Here is a 21325-nt window from a genome sequence, read left to right on the forward strand (position 1 = left end):
CAAAAGACCACCCAAAGTATAACCGATTAAACATGGCTTTCCAAGAAAAGCTAGATTAAAGGCAGAAGAACAGAGAACAAAGAGCATAGAACATAGCGCATAGCCAAAATCAAAAGGCAGAAGGCAAAAGTCAAAAAAGGCTATTAGCTGATGACTATAGGCTATAGGCGAGCGGAACTAGGTTGTGGAGGCTCAAGATAGCCCAAAGCCCAAAGCCAATAGCCTATAGACCCCTCGTTGATTTTGACACGAACCGATCATCAAGGCTACAATTGAAGCAGACCTCGCACTTGTCCCGCCGCTTGTGAGTAATAATTAGGAGGCATCTCAATGACTGAGAATGCTGCACCAACAACTGTTGGGCAATTTTCGGCAAGCAACGCCGCTGAATCAGCACTCTACTACCCACCTGCTGCCTTAGTTGAAAACTCGAACGTGATGGCCTACGCCCGCGAAAAAGGCTTCGCCGATGTCGAAACCATGCGTCAATGGTCGATTGAAAACTATCAGGAATTCTGGGCCGACATGGCAACTCGCCTCGTCGATTGGTATGTGCCATTTAGCAAGGTGCTCGACGATAGCAAAGCCCCATTCTATCAATGGTTCAACGATGGCAAAATCAACATCGCCCACAATGCGCTTGATCGCCACGTTAAAACTTGGCGCAAAAACAAGTTGGCCTTGATTTGGGAAAGCGAAAAGGGCGATAACAAAACCTATAGCTATTGGCAATTGTTCAAGCGCGTGAACAAATTTGCTAATGTGCTCAAATCAATGGGCGTTAAAAAAGGCGATAGGGTCACAATTTATCTGCCACGGATTCCCGAAATTGTGATTGCAATGCTGGCATGTGCCAAAATTGGCGCGATGCATAGCGTCGTTTATGGCGGGTTTAGCGTCGAAGCCCTGCAAACCCGCATCCAAGATGCCCAATCGCGAGTTGTGATTACTGCCGACGGCGGTTATATGAACGGCAAAGTGATTGAGCTGAAGAAGATTACCGATGATGCGATTAAGCACTCGCCAGTTGTCGAAATTGTGATTGTGGTCAAGCGCACTGACCACGAGGTCGAAATGCAGCAAGGCCGCGATTTGTGGTACGAGGAATTGATGGCGCTGCCAATCGCCTCGCCCAAATGCGAAACCGAGCAACTTGATGCAGAACATCCTTTGTATATGCTCTATACCTCGGGCACGACCGGCACGCCCAAGGGCTTGGTGCATAGCCATGGTGGCTATCAAGTTGGGGTGGCAACCACGCTCCACTTTAATCTTGACATAAAAGAAGATGATGTATATTGGTGTGCCGCTGATCCTGGTTGGGTGACTGGCCACTCCTACATTGTTTATGGCCCGCTGATGCTTGGCGCAACCCAAGTGATGTACGAAGGCGCGCCAACCTTTCCCTTCCCCAATCGCTGGTGGAATATCGTCGAGCGCTATGGCGTGACTGTACTCTACACCGCGCCAACTGCGATTCGCGGCTTGATGCGCTTTGGCGAAGCTTGGCCCAATCGTCACGATCTGAGTTCGTTGCGCTTGCTTGGCTCAGTGGGCGAGCCGATTAATCCCGAAGCATGGCGCTGGTATCATCGGGTAATTGGCCGCAACAATTGCCCAATTATGGATACGTGGTGGCAAACAGAAACTGGCAGTATGATGATTACGCCCAATCCAACCACGCCACTCAAGCCAGGCTCCGGCACCCGTTCATCGTTTGGCATCGATGCTGATGTGGTCAACGAACAAGGCGAACATGCTAGCGATGATGAAGATGGCTTGTTGATTATTCGCAATCCATGGCCTTCGATGTTGCGCACCATCTACAACAATCCTGATCGCTATATCGAACAATATTGGAGCCGGATTCCAGGCGTCTACACTGCTGGCGATTCTGCGCGCAAAGACGAAGATGGCTATTTCTGGGTCATTGGCCGGATCGACGATGTGATCAAGGTTTCGGGCTATCGGCTTGGCACTGCTGAAGTCGAATCGGCCTTGGTTTCGCATCCATCAGTTGCCGAAGCTGCCGCGATTGGCCTGCCGCACGAAGTTAAGGGCAATGCCATCCACACCTACGTGATTCTCAAAAATGGCTATGAAGCCAACCAAGATCTCGAAGATACCTTAATTGCGCACGTTGGCAAGATGATGGGGCCAATTGCGCGGCCCGAAAATGTGCAATTTGTGGCCAGCTTGCCCAAAACCCGCTCAGGCAAGATTATGCGCCGCGTGCTCAAAGCCCGAGCCTTGGGCTTGCCCGAAGGCGATTTAAGCACCCTCGAACAATAAAAAATAAACCAGCCCGTGATCAAGAGAATCACGGGCTGGCCTCTTGTGTGTTGGTAAGAACCCCGCTGAAGGCTTATTTCACCATATCGACGCGTGATTGAACCCAGAAGTTTTTGCTAGCAAAGCCGCTTGCGACCAAGCTATAGCCCCAACCTGATTCAAAGCGCAAGGCTGGTGTGGTAAACAAGACAGTTGAGCTGCCTGCTGGGCTAATATCAAAGCTATAGCTGCCTGCTGGCACTTCTAAGGTAGCTGCATCGCCGAATTTAGCGCCCTTGACGACGACATTTTGCGTGCCTGCAATTTTAATATCGACTGCTGGTGCATCTGGTGAGCCGTGAATAACCCGCACGCGGCTCATGCCTGGTTTGGTCATCGAGAAATCATCATCATAGACATTGACATCAAAATTACCCAAACCTAAGCTACCAACTGCGGCAACCGTACCAGTATAGCCGCCTTCAACTGTTAATTTGGTTTCGAATACTGAAGCTGCAACACCTGCGCCGGCTGGAGCAATATCAATGGTATAGGTTCCATCTGGTAATGCCAATTGGCCGCTCAGCGCAAAAAATGGTACGCTGGTTAACACTGCTTTGCCATCGACAAAAATATCGACCGCTGGTGCATCTGGTGAGGCGTGCATAACCCGAACATAGTTCATCGTCGCAGCTTTGGTTGCTTGCGGGGTGCTTACGCCAAGAATTGCCAACAGTGCCAATGCGATAACCATACATCGTCGTAACATTCGAGAATCCTCCAGAAACAACAATCTTCAATGAAACTGTTTTTACCTTGGCTCATCTCAACTCGTTATAGCGCTATTGTCTTGTTCTACGCGACGTGGTTTTGAATGGATGTATTGAAGATGGCTAAAATTTGAGCAATTTTGCAAATTGGCAAAAATTGATTTCATTAAACTTGGCATATCCACATTTGTGCAATACACCATACGCTATGCTAGGCCCAAGCATTTTGAGTTAGAAAGGGAATCGCAATGAACTATCAACCACCAACCGTAATTATCCACAATGGCACTAGTGGGCCGGGCTGTCTGATTCGCGGCCTCTGGTTTATTTGTGTGGGCTTGTGGTTGGGGGCATTGGTGACAGGGTTGGCGTGGTTCTTAATTCTCAGCGTCATTGGCTTGCCGTTGGGCTTGATGTTGCTCAATCGGTTGCCTCAAATCATGACTTTGCGCCCCAACCCTGCCAATGCGCCGCTGATTGTGGTTGCACATGGTCATGTTGTGGTTGGCCAAGCTCGCCCTCAACAAGCGTTTCTTGTGCGTGCAATCTATTTTGTGTTGGTTGGTTGGTGGCTAAGCGGCATTTGGCTGGGCGCTGCATGGGCGATTGCTGGGTTTACGTTTGGCTTGGGCTTGCCAATTGCCTTTTGGATGTTCAATCGCGTGCCCGCCATCACGACCCTCGGCTAAGCTCGCCCAACCAATGGTTTGAGATTTGCCCGCGTCACCTCAAGCTGTGGCGTGGGCAAGTTGTGTTGGAGGCAATAGCTTTGCAATGCTGCTATTGCTGCATCAAGTGCCGCACCAGCGCTTGTACCATAGCCAACAATTCCCGCAATTTGCGGACAGATCGCGCGAAATTGGCCGGCTTCGGCTCGAACGACAATTTCATAGTGCATTGAATAGCTCCTTAAACCATCAGTCAACAAATTCTCAAAATAGCTGGTTAGCTTCTCATTCGTCATTGGGAGTAGCAGCTTATTATTGTTTACCCCTCGTGTAACGGTAGCCCCAAAGCCTATGCAACAACTCTGGAGTAACCAAAAATCGTCGGCAGCGTATGTTGTGGTAGTAAAAGAGTGTGAGGATTATGATGCAAAGCGACCATTCAACCGCAAATTCGCTGCCTTTGGCCCTTCGATTAATTAGTTGGCGCTCCTATCTAACCGCTGCAATGCTTATTTATACAACTATTATTGAGCATTCTAGCGCTGATTTTGGTACCCAATTATTTATCTGGCTGGTGTTTGGAGCGATAGCATGGCTCTTTGGTTGGGTTGGCAAGCACTTAATTCGGCGAAAAGCCGAAGCACGGCGCACAGCAGTGTTGTTTGAATCGCTACGCATTGTTACCTATGGATTGAGCTTTTTCGTAGGCTGGACAATTTTTGGTCTCGTGGATTGTGGGCTGGCGATTATCAGCCTTTGGTATCTGACCCGCCATGAGATTATAGCACTTTGCAACCATTAACCAGCTTCCACGTATCCTGTCTATGAAGATTTTGAACTACTGGAGAGAGTATGTATAGCGTTCCCGCAAATCAGACTAAATTACCCGCCCCGATTGCCCTCAAGCTGATTGGTGTACGCTATGGCTTAGGATCGCTATTGCTGGGATTCATAACCAGCGTATCGGTTTATCGGCTACTACCGTGGTTTGGCTCAATATCCTTGATTACGTTGCTGAAATTAGGATTGTATTTTGTCATGGCAGTGTTATACGCCATTATGACATGGGGCATTTTCAAGCAACGTGAGCGCATCCGCCGACTGGGAGTTGGGCTTGAATCGGTTTCGGTGGTAGTTTTGGGCTTGACGCTGTTTATCGAGAGCTTTGATCTATCAGATTGGCTTTCGCTTGGCCTTAGTGTTGTGATTATTTGGTATTTACGCCGTAGCGCAACCTTAGATTATTTCTACTAAACCTCATCGATCATCAATTTAGAGAGTGAGACCACGATGCAAGCGTTATTTGTACCATCATTAAAGCCAACTCCATTGCCAGTAAAACTGATTGCTGGCTATCAATTTGCGACGGCCCTCTTTGGTTGCTATGCCTTATTTTGGGCTTTACAACAAGGTTCAGGCGTGATTGATCCGCTTGGGGCTAGCAGTACAGGCTTGGATTTGCTGCAACATTGGATTCAAACTCGCCATTGGTTAGCATTGGTATTTATCGGAGCTATTGTGGTTGCCACTGTTATCCATACGTTGCTTGGCATTGGCTTGCTTAAAAAATATCCGTTTGCGCGAACTGCAACAATTTGGTGGGATTGGACAGTAATTGGGTTGGCTGGATTGAGTATTGCTCAATTCGCTTGGTATTTTTGGATCGAGGCGGTGGTGATTGCACTGAGTTATGTAATTATTTATTATTTGCAACAGCCAGAAACGATAGATGTATTTCAGCCTGAATATTAAGCAACGAATCGAATATTGACCAAAATAAGAAGGAAATACAACCATGCAACAGATTCAACAAATACGCTATGGTAAAAAGCCGCTGGGATTAGTTTTGATTGGCTTTATGTTTGCAGGCCGCGGCGCTTTGGCGGGAATGATGATGTTTATTTATGGGTTGCGGCTTTTGGATATGGAGCGTGCGTATTTCGTACAAACGGTGGTTATGCTACCGCTTTTTGTAGTTGCTACGGTTTTTCATTTCAAAATTGCACAAGGGTTGTTTAATTTGCGTGAGAAAGCACGCAAGTGGGCAGTCATTGTTGAAGCTATTATTTTGGTTTGCTATGGCATCTATTTGCGGTTTTTTGCCGAGTATATAACCCTATGGACGATTATTGCTGCTTTGCTCACAATGTTAATTATTTGGTATTTATCACGCGATAAAACCCGGGCGTGGTTTGCACCAAGCAAATAATTCATATTAGTGAATATAGTTCCATGATACTTGAAATCGATCACCACCCCTCCGCCCCGCCTCAAGGCGGGGAACGCAGGAGGGTTTTCATCCCCCTGCACTCCCTAAATAACAATCGATGGCAAACAGCAATTCAGCGCTGAACTTGCCATGCTTTGGTACGGAGTCGAGAAATGCTGAGGACGAGAATGCGTAGCGCTTCTCGTCCTTGAATAAGTGACAGGTACGTAAACAGTAAGCTGATTAACTCCTTAATTTGAGCCAAATAAGGCGCGGCGATAGACAGCCTCAAGCTTACGGGCTAGCACAGCGTAGCCAAAATTGCTGGCTACGCGTTCGCGCGCTGCTTGGCCCATCTGCAAGCGGCGGGCTGGGTCTTCGCCTAGCTCCTGAATGGCTTGGACAAAGGCTTGAACGTTATCCAATTCGCAGAGCAAGCCAGTTTCGCCATGGTTGACGACTTCGGGTAAGGCCGAAGCGTTGGTGGTGATGACGGGCCTGCCACAGGCTCCTGCCTCTGCCGCGACAATGCCAAAGCCTTCAACCCGCGCTGGAAACAGCAACATATCGCACGAACGATAGGCGGCGATCAAGCCATCGCGGTCGGGTGTGCCGATGCGCACCATCTGCGGATGCGGCGGCGCTGCTTGCACCCCTTGAAACGATTCGGTGTAATACAGCACATATTGCGGCCCAAGTTGATCCATAATTTTGGGCAATAGGTCAAATCCTTTGCGCCGCGTGCGATTGCCCACAAACAACAAACGAATTGGCACTGGATGCGCAGGCAAATCGTTTGTTCGCTCAAAATCAGGTGCTGGCGTAAACGCTTCGGTGTCGATCCCATCGTAAATCACGGTTGTCGGGCGGTCGCCGTAGGTGCGGCGGGTTTGCTCCTGGGTGTAGCGGCTGACGCAAATTACCTCATCGGCCAAGCGCACCGACAAGCCATCGTAGGTTTTTTCGACCAAGCGATAGAACAAGCGTTGTTGTGGCGAGCTGTAGGGTTGCAGCAAGGGGTCAGTCACAATATGATGCACAGTGGTAACGAGCGGCAAACCTGGTGCGCGCAAGGCCCAAGCGCAGCGTGAACGACCCTGAACCAAATCATGGCCTTGCCACCAATTGCGGCCTAGGGCTAATTTTGCCGCCATGGGAGCAAAATTAAATAGGTGCGATAAACGGCGTAAACTTGGCTGATGTCCAGCCCGTTGCATGGCACGGGTGATATTTTGAATGCCAATATCAACGCCGCCCTTGCCGAGCGGCGAGATGTACAGTGGCTTTAGCATAATGTTTGTAATTCCTATCGCTGTTTAGGGCTTAGGAATGGCAACCGAGGCTCGAATGGTCACTTCATAGCGGATGCCACTAGCATCGGTGCCGATATTGCGTGGATTTCCGCCCACAAAGGTCAGCGATGCCTCGTTGATTTTAGCAGCATTGCTAAATTCGGCAACTACTGTTTGACGATATTGCTGCTTGAGTTGGTTGGCAATCTCTGCATCTGATGTACCTTCAGCGACACTGACCACAATATTTTTCTCGACCCAGCGATTACTAGCCGCTTGTGGAATTGGCGTGACGCTGGCGGTTGGGCTAGCGTTGAACAAATTAAGGATCTTTTGATCCATGCCTGGAATGCCGAGTGCTAACAAGGCTCCGACAACCATCAAGGTCAAAAGCGGAATCCATGGGCGGAAGCGTTTTTGGGTCTTGGCATTAAGCTTGGTGGGCAAGGGTTGGCTTTTGGGCTTTGGTTTTGGCTTGGTACTGCTGGTTGGGGCAGCTTTTTGCGGCTGCGGAATTGAGCCTACGCTGGCGGCCATAGCTGGTTTTTGTGGTTTTTGCTCCAGAATAACGGTTGGCTGTGGTTTTGGCTTGGGCTTGGGTTTATGCAACGATTCCAAGGGCAAGGCTGCGCGAAAGGCCGCTGCGCTCTTCCAACGCTTGCTAATTTCCATCTCCAAGGCCACGCTAATGGCTTGCGCGGTGGCAACCGAAACCTTAGGCGCTAAATCGCGCACTGGCGGAAACGAAAATGGCGCTTCATCACGTGGGTCGCGGCCAGTTAAAAGATGATGCAAGGTTGCGCCCAAAGCGTAAATATCCGATTGGGGCGTGGCTTGGCCTTGATATTGCTCAGGTGGCGAATAGCCAGGCGTGCCAATCAGCGTGCCACGTTCGTTGGGCTGAAACAATTTGGCGATGCCAAAATCGACAACTTTAACATTGCCAGTTTTGCGCTCGATCATAATATTCGAGGGCTTCACATCGCGGTAAATCAAGCGTCGTTCGTGCAAATAATCGAGCACATTGGCAATTTGCTCGGCCCAGCGCAAAACAGTTGGTTCATCGAATTGCTCGTTGGGCTGTTGGCGCTGCAAATCTTCTAAATCGTCGCCTTCGACAAAATCCATCGCGAGGTAATAGCGCCCACCATGTAAAAAATTGCCATAAACATGGGGAATTTGCGGGTGTTTTAATTCGCGCAGAATCGAGGCTTCTTCTTTAAAGCGTTCAATCGCCTCGTCGCGCTCAGCTTTATCGTTGAAACGATCGATCAACGATTTGAGCGCATAGCGTTTGCCGCTCTGATCGGTTGCTGCATAAACCGCGCCCATCCCGCCTTCTTTGATGGCACGGGTGATGCGGTAACGATTGTTGAGAACTATATTATTGCCACATTGTTGGCAGAATTTGGCATCATTGCGATTATCGGTGCCACAGATTGGACACAACGTTCGCTCGTTTTCTATACTCATATCGATGGTTCCTTAGGCTCAGCACCCTTCCCTGTTGTATGCTACGCTATGCTGTGGGCAACTGTTGCAAGTCTAACACAGAAGTTCCAGCGATGGCAGCCTTGCCCGATTAATAGTTGATTGGTTATGGAGGTGAATGATGGCTCTATCAATTGATCACGTTTATGATTATGCAGAAGCCCTAATTGCCCGCAAAACGCTTGATGGCGGCCAAATTGAGCTACGTCAGATGCAGCGTTTGTGTGAATTTTTGGCCGCGCTGGCCCAACAAGCTGGCGATGCAGCCAATGCCCAACGCTTTACCCATTTAGCTCAATCCAGTCAAGCCTAAGGAGCATAACAATGTTAACAATTGAATTGATTCAACAGCATATTCGCGAGGCAATTGCCCAAGCAATTGCCGCCAAAAACCCTGCCGAATTGGCCCATTTGCAACAAATGGCTGGCCTGATGATGAAACCTGCGCATTTGCATAACGATCAGGAAACCGAATATGCTTTTCGGGTGCTGGCTGCCAAAGCTGCCAATGCCCGTGAAGTTTTGCTGCAAAAAGAGGATTAGGCATGAGCGAGCTTGAACATGCAACAGCTCTGATTAATGGCCTCAATTTGCATTATGTGCGAGCTGGTAGCGGGCCATTGGTGGTGCTTTTGCACGGCTTTCCTGAGTTTTGGTATTCGTGGCGACACCAAATCCCAGCCTTGGCCAAAACCCATACCGTGGTTGCGCTCGATCAACGGGGCTACAACCTCTCGGATAAACCAGCGTTATGGCAGCATTACACAATTGATCTTTTAGTTGATGATGTGCGGGCATTAATCGAGCATTTGGGCTTTGAGCGGGCGACGATTGTTGGCCACGATTGGGGCGGGGCGGTGGCGTGGACATTTGCCATGCGCTATCACGGCTATCTTGAGCGCTTGGTAGTGATGAATTTGCCCCATCCCAAGCTGATGATCAAAAATCTTTGGACGAATCCACGCCAAATTCTGCGTTCGTGGTATATCTTTATGTTTCAACTACCTGGTTTGCCAGAGTGGTTTGCCAAACGCAATAATTTTGAGTTCTTGACTAAAGCCTTGACCAGCGCAGTGCAACGACCTGGCGTGTTTAGCGCCGACGATATTCAAGCTTATCATCAGGCTTGGCGCCAGCCTGGGGCATTAACTGCGATGATTAATTGGTATCGGGCGTATGTGCGGCAGGGATTGAAACATTTAAATCAATTAAGCACGCATTTGGTGCATGCGCCAACCTTGCTGATTTGGGGCACTGCCGATGGAGCGCTTGGCCAAGAATTAACCTACGGCACTGAGCGCTATGCTACCGACCTGCGGATTCGCTATTTAACTGATGTGAGCCATTGGGTTCAGCAAGAGGCTCCCAACGAAGTCAATGCCGTCTTGATCCCATTTGTACGGGGCGAGGGGTAGGCCATGGTGGATTTCGCTAGACCAGATGTCTACCCCTCAAATGAGACACTAGTCATCGTGACGAACCTGTGAAGCCTTGTTATGATCTGCCTTGCCCAGTTGGCTGATCATAACAAGGCGGTGCTGGTATGGGTTTTCTGCAACAATCTGATTCTAATCCATTACCAACGCTGCCGATTGAACAGCAAGCGACGGCTTGGAATAACGCATTAACCCAGTTTGTGAGCTGGATTGCCAATGAAAGCCTCGCTTGCGAAAGCCTTGTGTCCTATTTCAAACCGTGGCTGAGCAACCTTACCTCATGGCTTTTATTCCTGCCGACCGATCCGAAAACCCTGCTGCAAAGCTTCGTCATTGGCCAGCACGAACTATACCAAGTAGTACCTCAATCAATTCGTTTGGCTTGGCTCGAAACCCATTATTTTAATGCAGCCCACGCGTTGCAAACGCCGCAACGCTTGGCGAATCCTGCTGAAGCTGGTTTGCTGTTGCCGCCGAGCACTGCGCCAATTTGGTTGATTCCACTTCAAGCCTATGGCCGTTTATGGGGCATTGTGTTGCTGGAAGTTGCTGAGGCTAGCCCACCGCGCCAACATCCTCTCTATACGATGCTTGCCCAAGCAATTGCTAACCTTAGTTTGCACCTTGATGCCCGTTATGCTCGCGAGTATGAAGTCCAAGCCTACCAACGGATGCATATGATGAGCGCATCGTCGCATATTTTGGCCCATACTGGCTTGAATTTGGATCGCATGCTTTTGGCGTTGAGCAAGCATTTATGCGAGCATTTTAGCGATGGCTGTATGCTGCAAATTTTGAGTATGGGCGAGACCAGTCATATTCAGCAAGAGATGTTTTATCATCAACAAGCCGATTATCGAACCCAGTTGTATCGAATGTCAGCGGAGTGGGCAAATCATTTAGCTGCTGATTCGTTGCGCAATCAGGTATTAATTTCCAATCAAGCTTTAGCATTAAATATTTACGAACATCAAACAATTTTACAAGCTAGTGAGTTTCAATCGCTGCTTGGTACATATCAACTCAACAGTGTTTTAATTGTAGGCTTATATTGGAATGATCATCCAGTTGGTGTATTAACCTTATTGCGTACCCATATCAATTTACCATTTATGCAAGAAGATTTGGATATTGCGCGTGATATTGGTACTCGTTTTGTAGAAGCGCTTGAACAAACCAGGTTATATACCGAATTGCATGAACAAGAGCAAGCATTAATGTTGATGGTACGTCGTTTAGAAGAACAGGTTGAAGAACGCACCAATGCCTTATCAACAACCAATGTCCAGCTCAATCGTGAACTAGATCGCCGGCGCAATACCGAAAAAGCCTTAGTCGAAAGCCAAGCGCTATTACGTAGCTTTTACGAAAGCACGCCAGTGATGATGGGTGTGGTAGAAATTACGCCTGAAGCTGATTTAGTGTTGCTGGCAGCAAATACCATGACAATTAAACAATGGTGTTTGGCAGCTAATTATTGTGAAATGACGATGAGCGAGCTAGGGATTCCGCGAAGCGATATTGATCGCTGGATTCAATTTTTTCAGCGCAGTCGCACCAAAGGCCAACCAGAACATTTTGATTATGCAGATCCATTTGATTCAACGATTATGTATAAAGCAACCTTAAGCCCAGTTGTCACAAGCTCGCCAATTGATCAGCGTTTTTGTTTTGTGCTCGACGATATTACTGAAAGCCGAAATTTACAACAATCGTTGGAAGAAAGCAAACGTTTGGTCGAGCAAATTAATAATTCAATTCCATGTATTGTCTATATGTATGATGTGCGAATTAATCAAGTTACCTATATCAATCGTTCATTGAGTTCGATGCTTGGCTATGAAATAGATGAAATGGTGGGAATGGAAGAAATGGATTTGCGTAGTTTAATTCATCCTGATGATTTGATTGAAATTGATGCCTATCTGCCAAGTCTCTATAATTCAAAACCTGGCACGATTATCCAAAATCGCTTTCGGATTAAGCATCGTGATGGTCAATGGCATTGGATTGTGAGCTATGATACAGTATTTGAAAGTGATGAAACTGGTTATGCAACCTCAGTTTTATCTGCTTTGCAAGATGTAACTGAACTCTATTTGCATCGTGAACAATTGCAAGCATCGTTGCAAGAAAAAATGGTGCTGCTGCAAGAGATTCACCATCGAGTTAAAAATAATTTGCAAATTGTTTCTAGTTTGCTTAATTTGCAAGCACGTCAGATTAGCGATGTATCTACTCGTGATCGCTTTTTGGAAAGCCAAAGCCGCATTCATGCCATGGCGTTAGTTCACGAACAGCTATATCGTTCATCAGATTTGCGTTCGATTGATTTGGCTGAATATATTAAACACTTAGTGCAATTTTTTCGCCGTTCGCATACTAATCGGCCTACAATTTCAGTTCAGGTTATGCTTGAACCAATTACGCTTAATACTGATACAACCATTCAAATAGGATTAATTATCAATGAACTCTTGACGAACAGTTTTAAACATGCTTTTATTGCGCGAGCAAGCGGCACGATTTGGCTCAAAGGAACTAGTAATCAACAGCATGTTGAGCTTGAAATTGGCGATGATGGGATTGGACTTCCAGCCGATCGTGCAACCTCGAACTCCATGGGGCTTGAATTGGTCTATGCCCTGATTCGACAGTTGGGTGCCACAATCCAGCAACTTTCAACGTCTGGCACAGTCTTTAAGTTAACAATTCCATACAAATAAAGGATTTTGCGCAATGAGTAAAGCAAGTATTGTGATAGTTGAAGATGAAGTGATTGTGGCCTTGGATATGCAGCAGGCGCTCAGGGCGGCTGGCTACAATGTGATTGGCAGCTTTAGCCGTGGCGAAGATGCGCTGGATTTTATTGCCCAACAATGCCCTGATTTGGTTGTGATGGATATTCATTTGCAGGGCAAGCTTGATGGAATTAGCACCGCCGAGCAGTTGCAAAAAGTTTATGGCCTGCCGATTATTTATCTGACCGCCTATTCCGATTCGGAAACCTTGGGCCGTGCCAAAGCAACCGAGCCATATGCCTACTTGGTCAAGCCGTTTGAAGATCGTGATTTGCTGAGCGCAATCGAGATGGGCTTATATCGCCATCGGGTTGATCAGCGCTTGCGGCGGATGGAGCGGTTGTATTCAAGCACCTTGAATAGTGTTGATGATGCAATTATTACAACCGATATTGAAGGCTTGATCAAATTTGCTAACCCGACTGCGAGCAACTTACTCCGCGTGCCGAACGATGCGTTAGTGGGGCAATTTATTGGCGATGTGGTAAAACTCCTTGATCGTGAAAGCCAAATGATCTATCAATTTGATCTCGAATCCTTAATTCAGCAACCAAATCATCATCTTCTATTACCTCGTCAAATGTTGGTGAACGATCAAGAACAATTGATGGTTGCTCCAAGTATTTCGCAAATTCGCGAAGAAGATGATCGGATTGCTGGGATCGTCTTGGTATTGCGTGATATGCGCGATCTTGATGCTGCTGAAGAGCATATTCGCCATCAGGCAATGCACGATGCCCTAACTGGCTTATCAAATCGAAATGTGTTTATCAATCGCTTGCAATATATTCTTGATCATTATCATTTGCAACATCATCACGCTGTGCTGTTTATCGATCTTGATCGTTTTAAAGTTATCAACGATAGCTTAGGCCATATTGTTGGCGATAAATTACTCATTCAAGTTGGTCAACGTTTAGAACGTTGTATTCGCTCGCATGATTTAGTTGCGCGCTTAGGTGGCGATGAATTTACGATTTTGCTCGATGGAATTAATGATCTACACGATGTATTGCGCATAACCGATCGTTTATTAACCGTTGTTGCCGAGCCATATCATATTGATGGCTATAAAGTATTTACTGCGGCCAGCATTGGGATTGTGGTGATCGACGATCATTACAAGCATTATCACGAAGTATTGCGCGACGTAGATAGCGCAATGTATCGGGCGAAATCGCAGGGCCGTGGTTGTCGGGCAGTGTTCGATGCTGAAATGCATGTTGAGGCCTTGCGCACGTTGCAGGTTGAGGTTGAATTGCGGCGTGCGGTTGAGCGTAACGAATTGTGCTTGCACTATCAGCCAATTATCAAGCTGGCAACTGGCGAATTGTCGGGCTTTGAAGCTTTGTTGCGTTGGAATCACCCAACCCAAGGCGTGATTGGCCCAGCCTCGTTTTTTGCAATTGCCGAAGAAACTGGCATTTTGGCCCAAATTGGCTGGAAGCTGTTGCGCGAATCGTGCGAGCAAGTTTGGGCTTGGCAAACCGAGTTTCAGTTTCATCCGCCCTTGGAATTAAGCGTTAACTTTACCCATCGCCAATTTTTTCAGGCCAATTTAATTCAACAAGTGCACACTATTTTGGCTGAAACTGGCATGCCCGCTCGGCATTTATGCGCCGAAATTACCGAAGGTGTGATGATGCAAAGCAATCGGGCGGTTGAGGTGATGCGCGAATTGCATGAGATGGGCGTGCAAGTGCATATCGACGATTTTGGCACGGGCTATGCTTCGCTGAGCTTGTTGCATGGCGCGCCAATCGATGTTTTAAAAATCGATCGAGCTTTTATTCATAGCGAAGGTGGGGCCAGTAACCATTCAATTGCCCAATTGATTAGCTTGGTGGCGCGTTCATTGGGCTGTGCTGTGGTTGCTGAAGGTGTTGAAGATGCCAAAACTGCCCAAATGTTGATTGAAATGGGCTGTGATTTTGGCCAAGGCTGGTGGTATTCCAAGGCGTTGCCGCCAGAAGAAGCCCACGCGTTAATTAGCCGTTTTGCTCAAGGCCATGTGATGGTTCCGCTCAATGCCAATGTTGCTCAATAGGAGATTTTTCAATCCAAAAGGGTATATTGACATAACAGTGTGGTGGTTTGAGTTCTCAGTGGGGAGCAATTCGGTAATATTGGGCGGCAATTGCACAGATTGATGATTGATTGGCTGCTACAAAAAGAGGTTGAATTTTGCTTATGCTGTTATGTTAGTGCTACGATAGCACTAGAATAATGGCTGTCAAATTTCCCTTCTTGCCTTCAACTCTCTTCTCATAACCTAAATTACGGTTCGATCATGCCGCGGCGAATAGCATATTTAACCAAGTCGGTGCGATCGTGGAGGTCGAGTTTTTCCATAATATTGGTGCGATGGCTTTGCACAGTTTTGACGCTAATGACCAATTGGGCAGCAATTTGGCGGTTGGTCAAGCCTTCGGCGACCAATTTCAACACCTCTAATTCACGCTCGGTCAAATCGGCAAACTTTACGGTATCGCTATCGCCCAACTGGTTGAGTTTGGCAATCAAGGCGGGGTCGAGATACGAATCGCCACGTTGCACAGCGCGAATTGCCGAAACCAGCTCGGTAGCGGCGGCGCGTTTAAGCACATAGCCAGTTGCGCCAGCTCGCAGCGCCTCCTTGAGATATTCTTCGCCTTCGTGCATGCTCAAAAAGATGACTTTGGTTTCTGGCGAGCGCGAACGAATTTCGCGAGCTGCGGCAAGGCCGTTCATGCCAGGCATGGCAATATCCAAAACAGCCAAATCGGGGTGCAAGGCATCGGCCAAATCGACAGCTTCAGTTCCATCGTTGGCGGTGCCTACGACCCGAAAATCGGGTTGGGCTTCCAAGACCATGCGCACGCCATCGCGCATGACAGCGTGATCGTCGGCCAATAAAATTGTTATTTCGGCAATTGCCATAGCACAATCCTTTAGGCGGCGCTGGCTTGGGTAACTGGCTCTAGGGGAACGGTAATTGTCAATTCGGTGCCAATGCTTGGGGCACTATCAATCACCATTGTTCCGCCGAGCAGGTTAATCCGCTCATACATCCCGAACATGCCGACCCCACGGCCATCACGCTCGGGATTGATTGTATTGGGATCGAAGCCAACGCCATTATCTTCAACCCTAGCCCGTACAATTTGGGGATTGGTGAGGTCAATATCGACCTCAACATACGAGGCTTGAGCGTGTTTTACAATATTGCTGAATGCTTCTTGGAGCATGCGATAGAGTGCAGTTTCGACGGCTGAGGGCAAGCGCCGTTCCTCTCCACGCACCTGCACATCAACCCGAATGCCGCGATGGGCTAGACGTTCTGCTGCTTGGGCGCGCACGGCGGCAGCCAAGCCAAGGTCGTCAAGCTGCGATGGACGTAAATCGGCAATAATCGTGCGCACGCCTTCGAGTGTATTTCCCGCCAAATCGCGTAGGCCGATCAGCCGTTCACGAACTGCTTGCGCTTGTGGATTCTGGGCGGCAGTTTCTGCATAGATCACCAAGGTTGCTAGTGATTGAGCCGTGTCGTCGTGCAATTCACGGGCGATCCGTCGCCGTTCTTCTTCTTGAGCATTGATCACCTGCTGGGTTAGGCGCTCGGTCAAGGCACGTGAACGCTCGATTGCCCGTGTGTCGTCCTCAACTTGATCAAGCATTGCATTGAAGGCTTGCGAAAGTTGGGCAATTTGGGTATCGCCAGCGCTGGTTTGGGGCACGCGCACGCTCAAATCGCCGTCGGTAACCCGTTCGGCAGCAATTTGCAGATTGGTGAGTGGGCCTAAGGCTACTCGCAAAACCACATAATTGACCGCCACGCTTAGTACGACTCCGATCAACGAAAAAACAACCGTCAAGGTCAGGCCTTCGGTTGTTGCTAAGCGGCGCGTGATTGCGGTGCCAGCGATTGCGCCTAAACAAACTATTGCACTATTGCCAATTAAAATCTGGTAAATCAGTGGTATCCGTCGCATAGCTGTATTGTATCATCAACCATCAATCTTTTAAATCAAGATTGAGCCCTAGATTTTAGCCCAATAGAATCAGCAGAACAACCCCAATGCCAGCGGCGCAGCCAAGCAAGACCAAGGCATAGGCCAAACGCGCAAAGTGCCATGGCATCCAGCTAAAGCGCAGGCTCAGCAAATCACGCAGGCTGCGCCGATAGCGATGATGGTGATTTGGCGTTCGTTGCACTGCTAAAGCATAGACCGCGATTAATCCAGCCACGCAACTATGCACAATTGTTTGCAAGATCAAAGCCCATGAAAATGGCTGCCAAAACACGTTAATCACGGCTGCGCTGGCGATCAAGGCAGCAGCAAGCCAAAATAGCGTAACAAAGCGGATTTTTGTTCGTAGCACATCATCCTCGCAGTGCTAAAACAAAATACGGACGTAGAGTGTTCTACGTCCGTATCGTCTGGCGGGCCCGAGGGGATTCGAACCCCCGATCTCCACTGTGACAGAGTGGCATGTTAGGCCGCTACACCACGAGCCCCGATCAGGTTGTTGTTGCGCTGGCAGATAAAAATTGGCGGGCCCGAGGGGATTCGAACCCCCGATCTCCACTGTGACAGAGTGGCATGTTAGGCCGCTACACCACGAGCCCGCGTTTTTGCTTGCCTCGCGACAACGGGGATATACTACCACAGACTCGTTTTTTTTGCAAATGGAATGAATCAGTCAGAACCTAAGCCTTAAAATCGCTAGCGATTTCTCGTCACATTAAAAAAGGATTCTAGCCTTACTTTTGCTGTAGCTTGGGAAGTTAAGATTGCGATTGCTGGATTGCTAATGGGCGGATTTCAAGGTTGTTTCGCCACCCTTCCGTCCCGCCCCGGCGGGAAACGCCGGGGATTTTCATCCTCCTGCCCCCCAAATAGCTGTTTTGTGGATTATTTGGGGTGATTCTAATTCCCAATGCTGTGATTTTACCTAGTTCTTTAGCTCGTGTGATGAGGGTATAAGCAATATTGAATATCAATTAATCGGTTCGTGATTAACCCGATCTAAGCCTTCATCATCCCAAGCGGCTGGGTCTTCGAGTGGTTCGAGATGGGTGATTGCATGGCTATCGGGCAGCGCTGCGGCAATCGCCAACTCGATTGTTTCACAAACATCATGGCCCTTTTGCACGCTCCACGAGCCTGGTACAAGCACATGCAACGAAACAAAGCGCCGTGGACCGGCCACGCGAGTGCGCAGCGCATGAAATTCTAAGCCCCGTTGGCGATAACGCGCCAGAATATCTTCAATCACTGCTTGATCTTCGTCGGATAGGGCGCTATCAAGCAAGCCGTATCCCGATTCGCGCAGAATTCGAAAGCCAATCCAGATAATATGCAAGGCCACAGCGATGGCAATCAATGGGTCAAGTACGAGCCAGCCAGTTATTTTGGTCAGTAAAATCCCACCAATTACGCCAACCGTTGTCCATACGTCGGTAAATAAGTGATGCGCATCAGCTTGGAGGGTAATGGAGCGTAGGCGTTTGCCAGCCCGCATAATAATCCAAGCAACGCCACCATTGATTGCAGTGGCCAAAATCGAAAGCCCTAAGCCAAGATCGAGCCGTGTGATCTCGGTTGGATTTAAAACGCGGGGCCAGGCTGTCCAGATGATGCTGCCCGCAGCGAGCATAATCAACATGCCTTCTAGGCCGCTAGCAAAATATTCAGCTTTGGTGTGGCCGAAGGCATGGTCGTGGTCGGGCGGGCGCATGGCGATGGTCAACATCCACAAGGCCATCATGGCGGCAATTAAATTAACAACTGATTCAGCAGCATCCGAAAAAAGCCCGATTGATCCAGTCAAAAGATACGCGCCAAACTTCAACCCAATCGTGATGCATGCAGCAGCAATTGATAATAAAGCATAGCGCTGTTTTCCACTTAACATAACTTATAGGGCGCTTTCTAAGGCCCGCAATTCGCGTTCATAGACAACAAGCCCAACCCGCAACTTGTCGTTGGGCACCATTGCATTGAGCTGATGAATGATCGTATTGAGATCACGCACCCAAATATGCAACTCTTGGCGTAGCCGTTCTTGCTCGTTGAAGCTGGTCGTTGCCCATGTTTCACGATTATTGCGCAACCAAATTTGGTAGCGATTCATGTGGTTATTATAATCGTGTTGGGCAGAACCCCATGGCGAGCCTTGCTCATTGCCTTTCATCACCCGAAAAGCCATACGCATGTCGGCGGGAATATACATATCGTCGTTTAAATCGATTGGCTGGCCTTCGCCGGGCAAATTATCAAACATGCCATCTTCCATGGCTGCTTGAATGCGCTGTTCGGCAATTGAGCCAGCGCGTTGAGCGGTGAGCGATGGGCCGCGTTTCGGTTTTTCTGCTTCGCTCAGCGTTTCGCTTGGTGTTTGTGGTTTGGTTTTGCCTAAAGTACGGCTTTGCTCACGGAATCGGTCAAGAAATGGATTGTCGCTCATGCTAAAACCCCCTTGTGACGCTGCTTGCCAGTTCAATTGCCCCATGCGCTTGCCCTTGCTACAGCATATGTGCAGAATATCACAAAGATTTGCGAAAGACAAGGTTATCAACAAGCCTACTGTTTTGAGAAATTTGCTACAATGATCCAAATTAGATGCCTATTTGGCTAGTTGGAGGCTATCGATGGCGTTTGAATATCCAATTGAAGTGCGTTTTCGCGATTTGGATGGGCTTGGGCATGTCAATAATGCTGTCTATTTGACCTATTTTGAAACCCTGCGTTTACAGTTTGCAATTGAATTATTGGGCGCGGTAGAGTTGGCCGATGTGCCGTTTATTTTGGGCGAGGCAACGGTGCGCTACCTTAAGCCAGTCTTCTTTGGCAACCAATTACAGGGCAGGGTGGAAGTTTCGCGAATTGGCACCAAAAGCTTTACGCTGCTGTATACCCTCAAGCGCGGCAACGAAATTGTGACCCAAGGCTCGACCGAATTGATTTGGTTTGATTTCAAAACCCAGCGTTCGGTGCCAATTCCCGATTCGTTTCGCCAGCAGGTTGCCAACTATCAAGGCGCTTAAATCTCGGTCGTATGTCCGATTGTGGTTCGTTGCATCTGCGCTAGACTAGCCCTAACCCCAACATCGATTTTTGATTGATGAGAGAGTTTTATGCAGCAACAAGCATGTCCCCAGTGCCATCGTCAGCTTGCGCTCAACGCCGCCTATTTGCCATGGTGTGAATGTGGCTGGAATATCAAGCCTCATTCACTGCCCGAAAGCTATGGCATGTTCGAAAAAATCTATACCAATGTAAGCAAGCGCTTGGGTAGGCAAATGCTGCATCAAATGCGCTCACTGAATGATTTACAGCCCCGCTGGACGATCAATAAAATACTTGTTGGGCTGATGGCCTGTGTTATTCATGGGTTTACCCTGCTAATTCTTGGTTTAGGCTTGCTGCTGCTGATCGATGGCTGGCCGAATCCGTTTGCGCTGGTTTTTGGGGTTGTATTGTTGGGCATGGTCTGGATTTTGCGGCCAACATGGGGCACGTTTGCAGGCGATGAATTGATTTTAACTCCGAAAGAAGCGCCAAACTTATTTGCATTGCTTAATCAGATGACGACTAGGCTTGGGGCCAAGCCGATTGAAGTAGTGGTGATTAACGAGGACTTTAATGCGTTCTTTGGGCGTTTGGGTTGGCGGCGCACTCACGTTCTAGGCTTAGGTTTGCCCTTATGGTTGGCCTTGAGTAACCAAGAACGGATTGCCGTGATTGCCCATGAAATTGGCCATAGTATCAACAATGATAGCAATCGATCATTGTTAATTTCTTCAGCGATTAACGCCTTAGCTACTTGGATTACAACAATCTATCCACCGCGCTTAGTGGTGCCTGAGTTGGGCTTGAAGGGCTTTTTGATCGCCCCATTTAATCTTTTGCTGCGCGGTTTTTGTCTGATTCTGCTGGGGTGGCTGAAGCTGATGGTGCTTTTGGCAGGCCGTGAGCGTCAGCGAGCCGAATATTTGGCCGATTATAAAGCCGCCGAATTGGCTGGCAGCAGCGCAGCGATTGGCCTTTTGGATCGGCTGCATTTGGATGATTCATGTCATTTGGCGATTCAACGGGCTGTGCTTAGCCCAGCCAAACCGCATATTTTGCAGAGTATGGCTGAGCATGTGGCGACAATTCCTACCCATGAACGTGAGCGCTTGCGCCGAGTAGCGCGCTTGGAAGGTTCATTGCTTGATGCTTCGCATCCGCCAACCGCGCATCGAATTGAATTTCTGAGTACGATTGCGCCACGCCAAGCTTTGATTCAGGCTGAGCCAAATGCTATGGCCTCGATTACCCGTGAATTATTGGGCTATGAAGCCCAAGTTATGCAGCGTTTACGCAGCCAATGGATTAAGCAATAGCTGAATTGCTTGAATT

General features: G+C 48.4%; 22 protein-coding genes and 2 tRNA genes. 13 read left to right on the forward strand and 11 right to left on the reverse strand.

The window, feature by feature from the left end:
* Positions 1-330 precede the first annotated feature (330 nt).
* Positions 331-2292, forward strand: a complete 1962-nt coding sequence (acs, locus tag SE18_RS09900; protein WP_054534284.1) for an acetate--CoA ligase — start codon at positions 331-333, stop codon at positions 2290-2292.
* Between the two features lie 73 nt (positions 2293-2365).
* Here acs and SE18_RS09905 read toward each other — a convergent pair whose 3' ends face one another.
* Entirely contained in the window at positions 2366-3040 is a 675-nt protein-coding gene (locus SE18_RS09905; RefSeq protein WP_083469814.1) for a DUF4397 domain-containing protein, read from the reverse strand.
* Between the two features lie 249 nt (positions 3041-3289).
* On the opposite strand from SE18_RS09905, the gene SE18_RS09910 reads away from it, so the two are divergent.
* Positions 3290-3730, forward strand: a complete 441-nt coding sequence (locus SE18_RS09910; RefSeq protein ID WP_054534286.1) for a hypothetical protein — start codon at positions 3290-3292, stop codon at positions 3728-3730.
* Here the strand turns inward: SE18_RS09910 and SE18_RS09915 are convergent.
* Positions 3727-3939, reverse strand: a complete 213-nt coding sequence (locus SE18_RS09915) for a hypothetical protein (protein WP_054534287.1) — start codon at positions 3937-3939, stop codon at positions 3727-3729. The genes SE18_RS09910 and SE18_RS09915 overlap by 4 nt on opposite strands.
* A 191-nt stretch (positions 3940-4130) precedes the next feature.
* On the opposite strand from SE18_RS09915, the gene SE18_RS09920 reads away from it, so the two are divergent.
* The 4 genes from SE18_RS09920 (at position 4131) to SE18_RS09935 (ending at position 5918) form a co-directional block, all read left to right on the forward strand.
* Positions 4131-4511 carry a hypothetical protein gene (locus SE18_RS09920; RefSeq protein WP_160319492.1) on the forward strand — a complete coding sequence of 127 codons (381 nt, stop codon included), beginning with the start codon at positions 4131-4133 and terminating at the stop codon, positions 4509-4511.
* 236 nt (positions 4512-4747) lie between these two features.
* Positions 4748-4963: a hypothetical protein gene (locus SE18_RS27130; RefSeq protein ID WP_152976600.1), complete on the forward strand. Its 216-nt coding sequence runs from the start codon at positions 4748-4750 to the stop codon at positions 4961-4963.
* A 36-nt stretch (positions 4964-4999) separates the two neighbouring features.
* Positions 5000-5461 (forward strand): hypothetical protein, encoded by a 462-nt coding sequence (locus SE18_RS09930; RefSeq protein WP_054534290.1) that lies wholly within the window; start codon positions 5000-5002, stop codon positions 5459-5461.
* Between the two features lie 43 nt (positions 5462-5504).
* Positions 5505-5918, forward strand: coding sequence for a hypothetical protein (locus SE18_RS09935; protein WP_054534291.1), 414 nt, complete (start codon positions 5505-5507; stop codon positions 5916-5918).
* A gap of 251 nt (positions 5919-6169) precedes the next feature.
* On the opposite strand, the gene SE18_RS09940 is transcribed toward SE18_RS09935, so the two are convergent.
* Positions 6170-7210 carry a glycosyltransferase family 4 protein gene (locus tag SE18_RS09940; protein WP_054534292.1) on the reverse strand — a complete coding sequence of 347 codons (1041 nt, stop codon included), beginning with the start codon at positions 7208-7210 and terminating at the stop codon, positions 6170-6172.
* 24 nt (positions 7211-7234) lie between these two features.
* Positions 7235-8683, reverse strand: a complete 1449-nt coding sequence (locus tag SE18_RS09945) for a serine/threonine protein kinase (protein WP_054534293.1) — start codon at positions 8681-8683, stop codon at positions 7235-7237.
* Positions 8684-8822: 139 nt separating this feature from the next.
* Between SE18_RS09945 and SE18_RS09950 the strand changes: the two genes are divergently transcribed.
* From SE18_RS09950 to SE18_RS09970, 5 genes are all read left to right on the forward strand, one after another.
* Positions 8823-9014, forward strand: a complete 192-nt coding sequence (locus SE18_RS09950; RefSeq protein WP_054534294.1) for a hypothetical protein — start codon at positions 8823-8825, stop codon at positions 9012-9014.
* 11 nt (positions 9015-9025) lie between these two features.
* A complete protein-coding gene (locus tag SE18_RS09955) occupies positions 9026-9244 on the forward strand; it encodes a hypothetical protein (RefSeq protein ID WP_054534295.1) in 219 nt (72 codons plus the stop codon).
* A gap of 2 nt (positions 9245-9246) precedes the next feature.
* Positions 9247-10116 carry an alpha/beta fold hydrolase gene (locus SE18_RS09960; protein ID WP_054534296.1) on the forward strand — a complete coding sequence of 290 codons (870 nt, stop codon included), beginning with the start codon at positions 9247-9249 and terminating at the stop codon, positions 10114-10116.
* 128 nt (positions 10117-10244) lie between these two features.
* The gene (locus SE18_RS09965) at positions 10245-12863 is read left to right on the forward strand and encodes a histidine kinase dimerization/phosphoacceptor domain -containing protein (protein ID WP_054534297.1); all 2619 of its coding nucleotides are present in this window, start codon (positions 10245-10247) and stop codon (positions 12861-12863) included.
* 13 nt (positions 12864-12876) lie between these two features.
* Complete coding sequence (locus SE18_RS09970) at positions 12877-14985, forward strand: two-component system response regulator (protein ID WP_054534298.1); 2109 nt, start codon at positions 12877-12879, stop codon at positions 14983-14985.
* Positions 14986-15215: 230 nt separating this feature from the next.
* Here the strand turns inward: SE18_RS09970 and SE18_RS09975 are convergent, their stop codons facing one another.
* The 7 genes from SE18_RS09975 to SE18_RS10005 form a co-directional block, all read right to left on the reverse strand.
* Positions 15216-15857: a response regulator gene (locus SE18_RS09975; RefSeq protein WP_054534299.1), complete on the reverse strand. Its 642-nt coding sequence runs from the start codon at positions 15855-15857 to the stop codon at positions 15216-15218.
* 11 nt (positions 15858-15868) lie between these two features.
* Entirely contained in the window at positions 15869-16909 is a 1041-nt protein-coding gene (locus SE18_RS09980) for a sensor histidine kinase (RefSeq protein WP_054534300.1), read from the reverse strand.
* Between the two features lie 55 nt (positions 16910-16964).
* A complete protein-coding gene (locus SE18_RS09985; RefSeq protein ID WP_054534301.1) occupies positions 16965-17300 on the reverse strand; it encodes a hypothetical protein in 336 nt (111 codons plus the stop codon).
* A gap of 59 nt (positions 17301-17359) precedes the next feature.
* Positions 17360-17436 (reverse strand) — tRNA-Asp (locus SE18_RS09990).
* A 34-nt stretch (positions 17437-17470) separates the two neighbouring features.
* A tRNA-Asp gene (locus SE18_RS09995) sits at positions 17471-17547 on the reverse strand.
* A 371-nt stretch (positions 17548-17918) separates the two neighbouring features.
* Positions 17919-18836, reverse strand: coding sequence for a cation diffusion facilitator family transporter (locus tag SE18_RS10000; protein WP_054534302.1), 918 nt, complete (start codon positions 18834-18836; stop codon positions 17919-17921).
* A 3-nt stretch (positions 18837-18839) separates the two neighbouring features.
* The gene (locus SE18_RS10005; protein ID WP_054534303.1) at positions 18840-19388 is read right to left on the reverse strand and encodes a DnaJ family domain-containing protein; all 549 of its coding nucleotides are present in this window, start codon (positions 19386-19388) and stop codon (positions 18840-18842) included.
* A gap of 184 nt (positions 19389-19572) precedes the next feature.
* Here SE18_RS10005 and SE18_RS10010 point away from each other — a divergent pair, with 184 nt between their 5' ends.
* Both SE18_RS10010 and SE18_RS10015 read left to right on the forward strand, forming a co-directional pair.
* Complete coding sequence (locus SE18_RS10010) at positions 19573-19968, forward strand: acyl-CoA thioesterase (protein WP_054534304.1); 396 nt, start codon at positions 19573-19575, stop codon at positions 19966-19968.
* Positions 19969-20058: 90 nt separating this feature from the next.
* Positions 20059-21309, forward strand: coding sequence for a M48 family metallopeptidase (locus SE18_RS10015; RefSeq protein WP_054534305.1), 1251 nt, complete (start codon positions 20059-20061; stop codon positions 21307-21309).
* Positions 21310-21325 lie beyond the last annotated feature (16 nt).

Source organism: Herpetosiphon geysericola, assembly GCF_001306135.1.
GTDB lineage: Bacteria > Chloroflexota > Chloroflexia > Chloroflexales > Herpetosiphonaceae > Herpetosiphon > Herpetosiphon geysericola.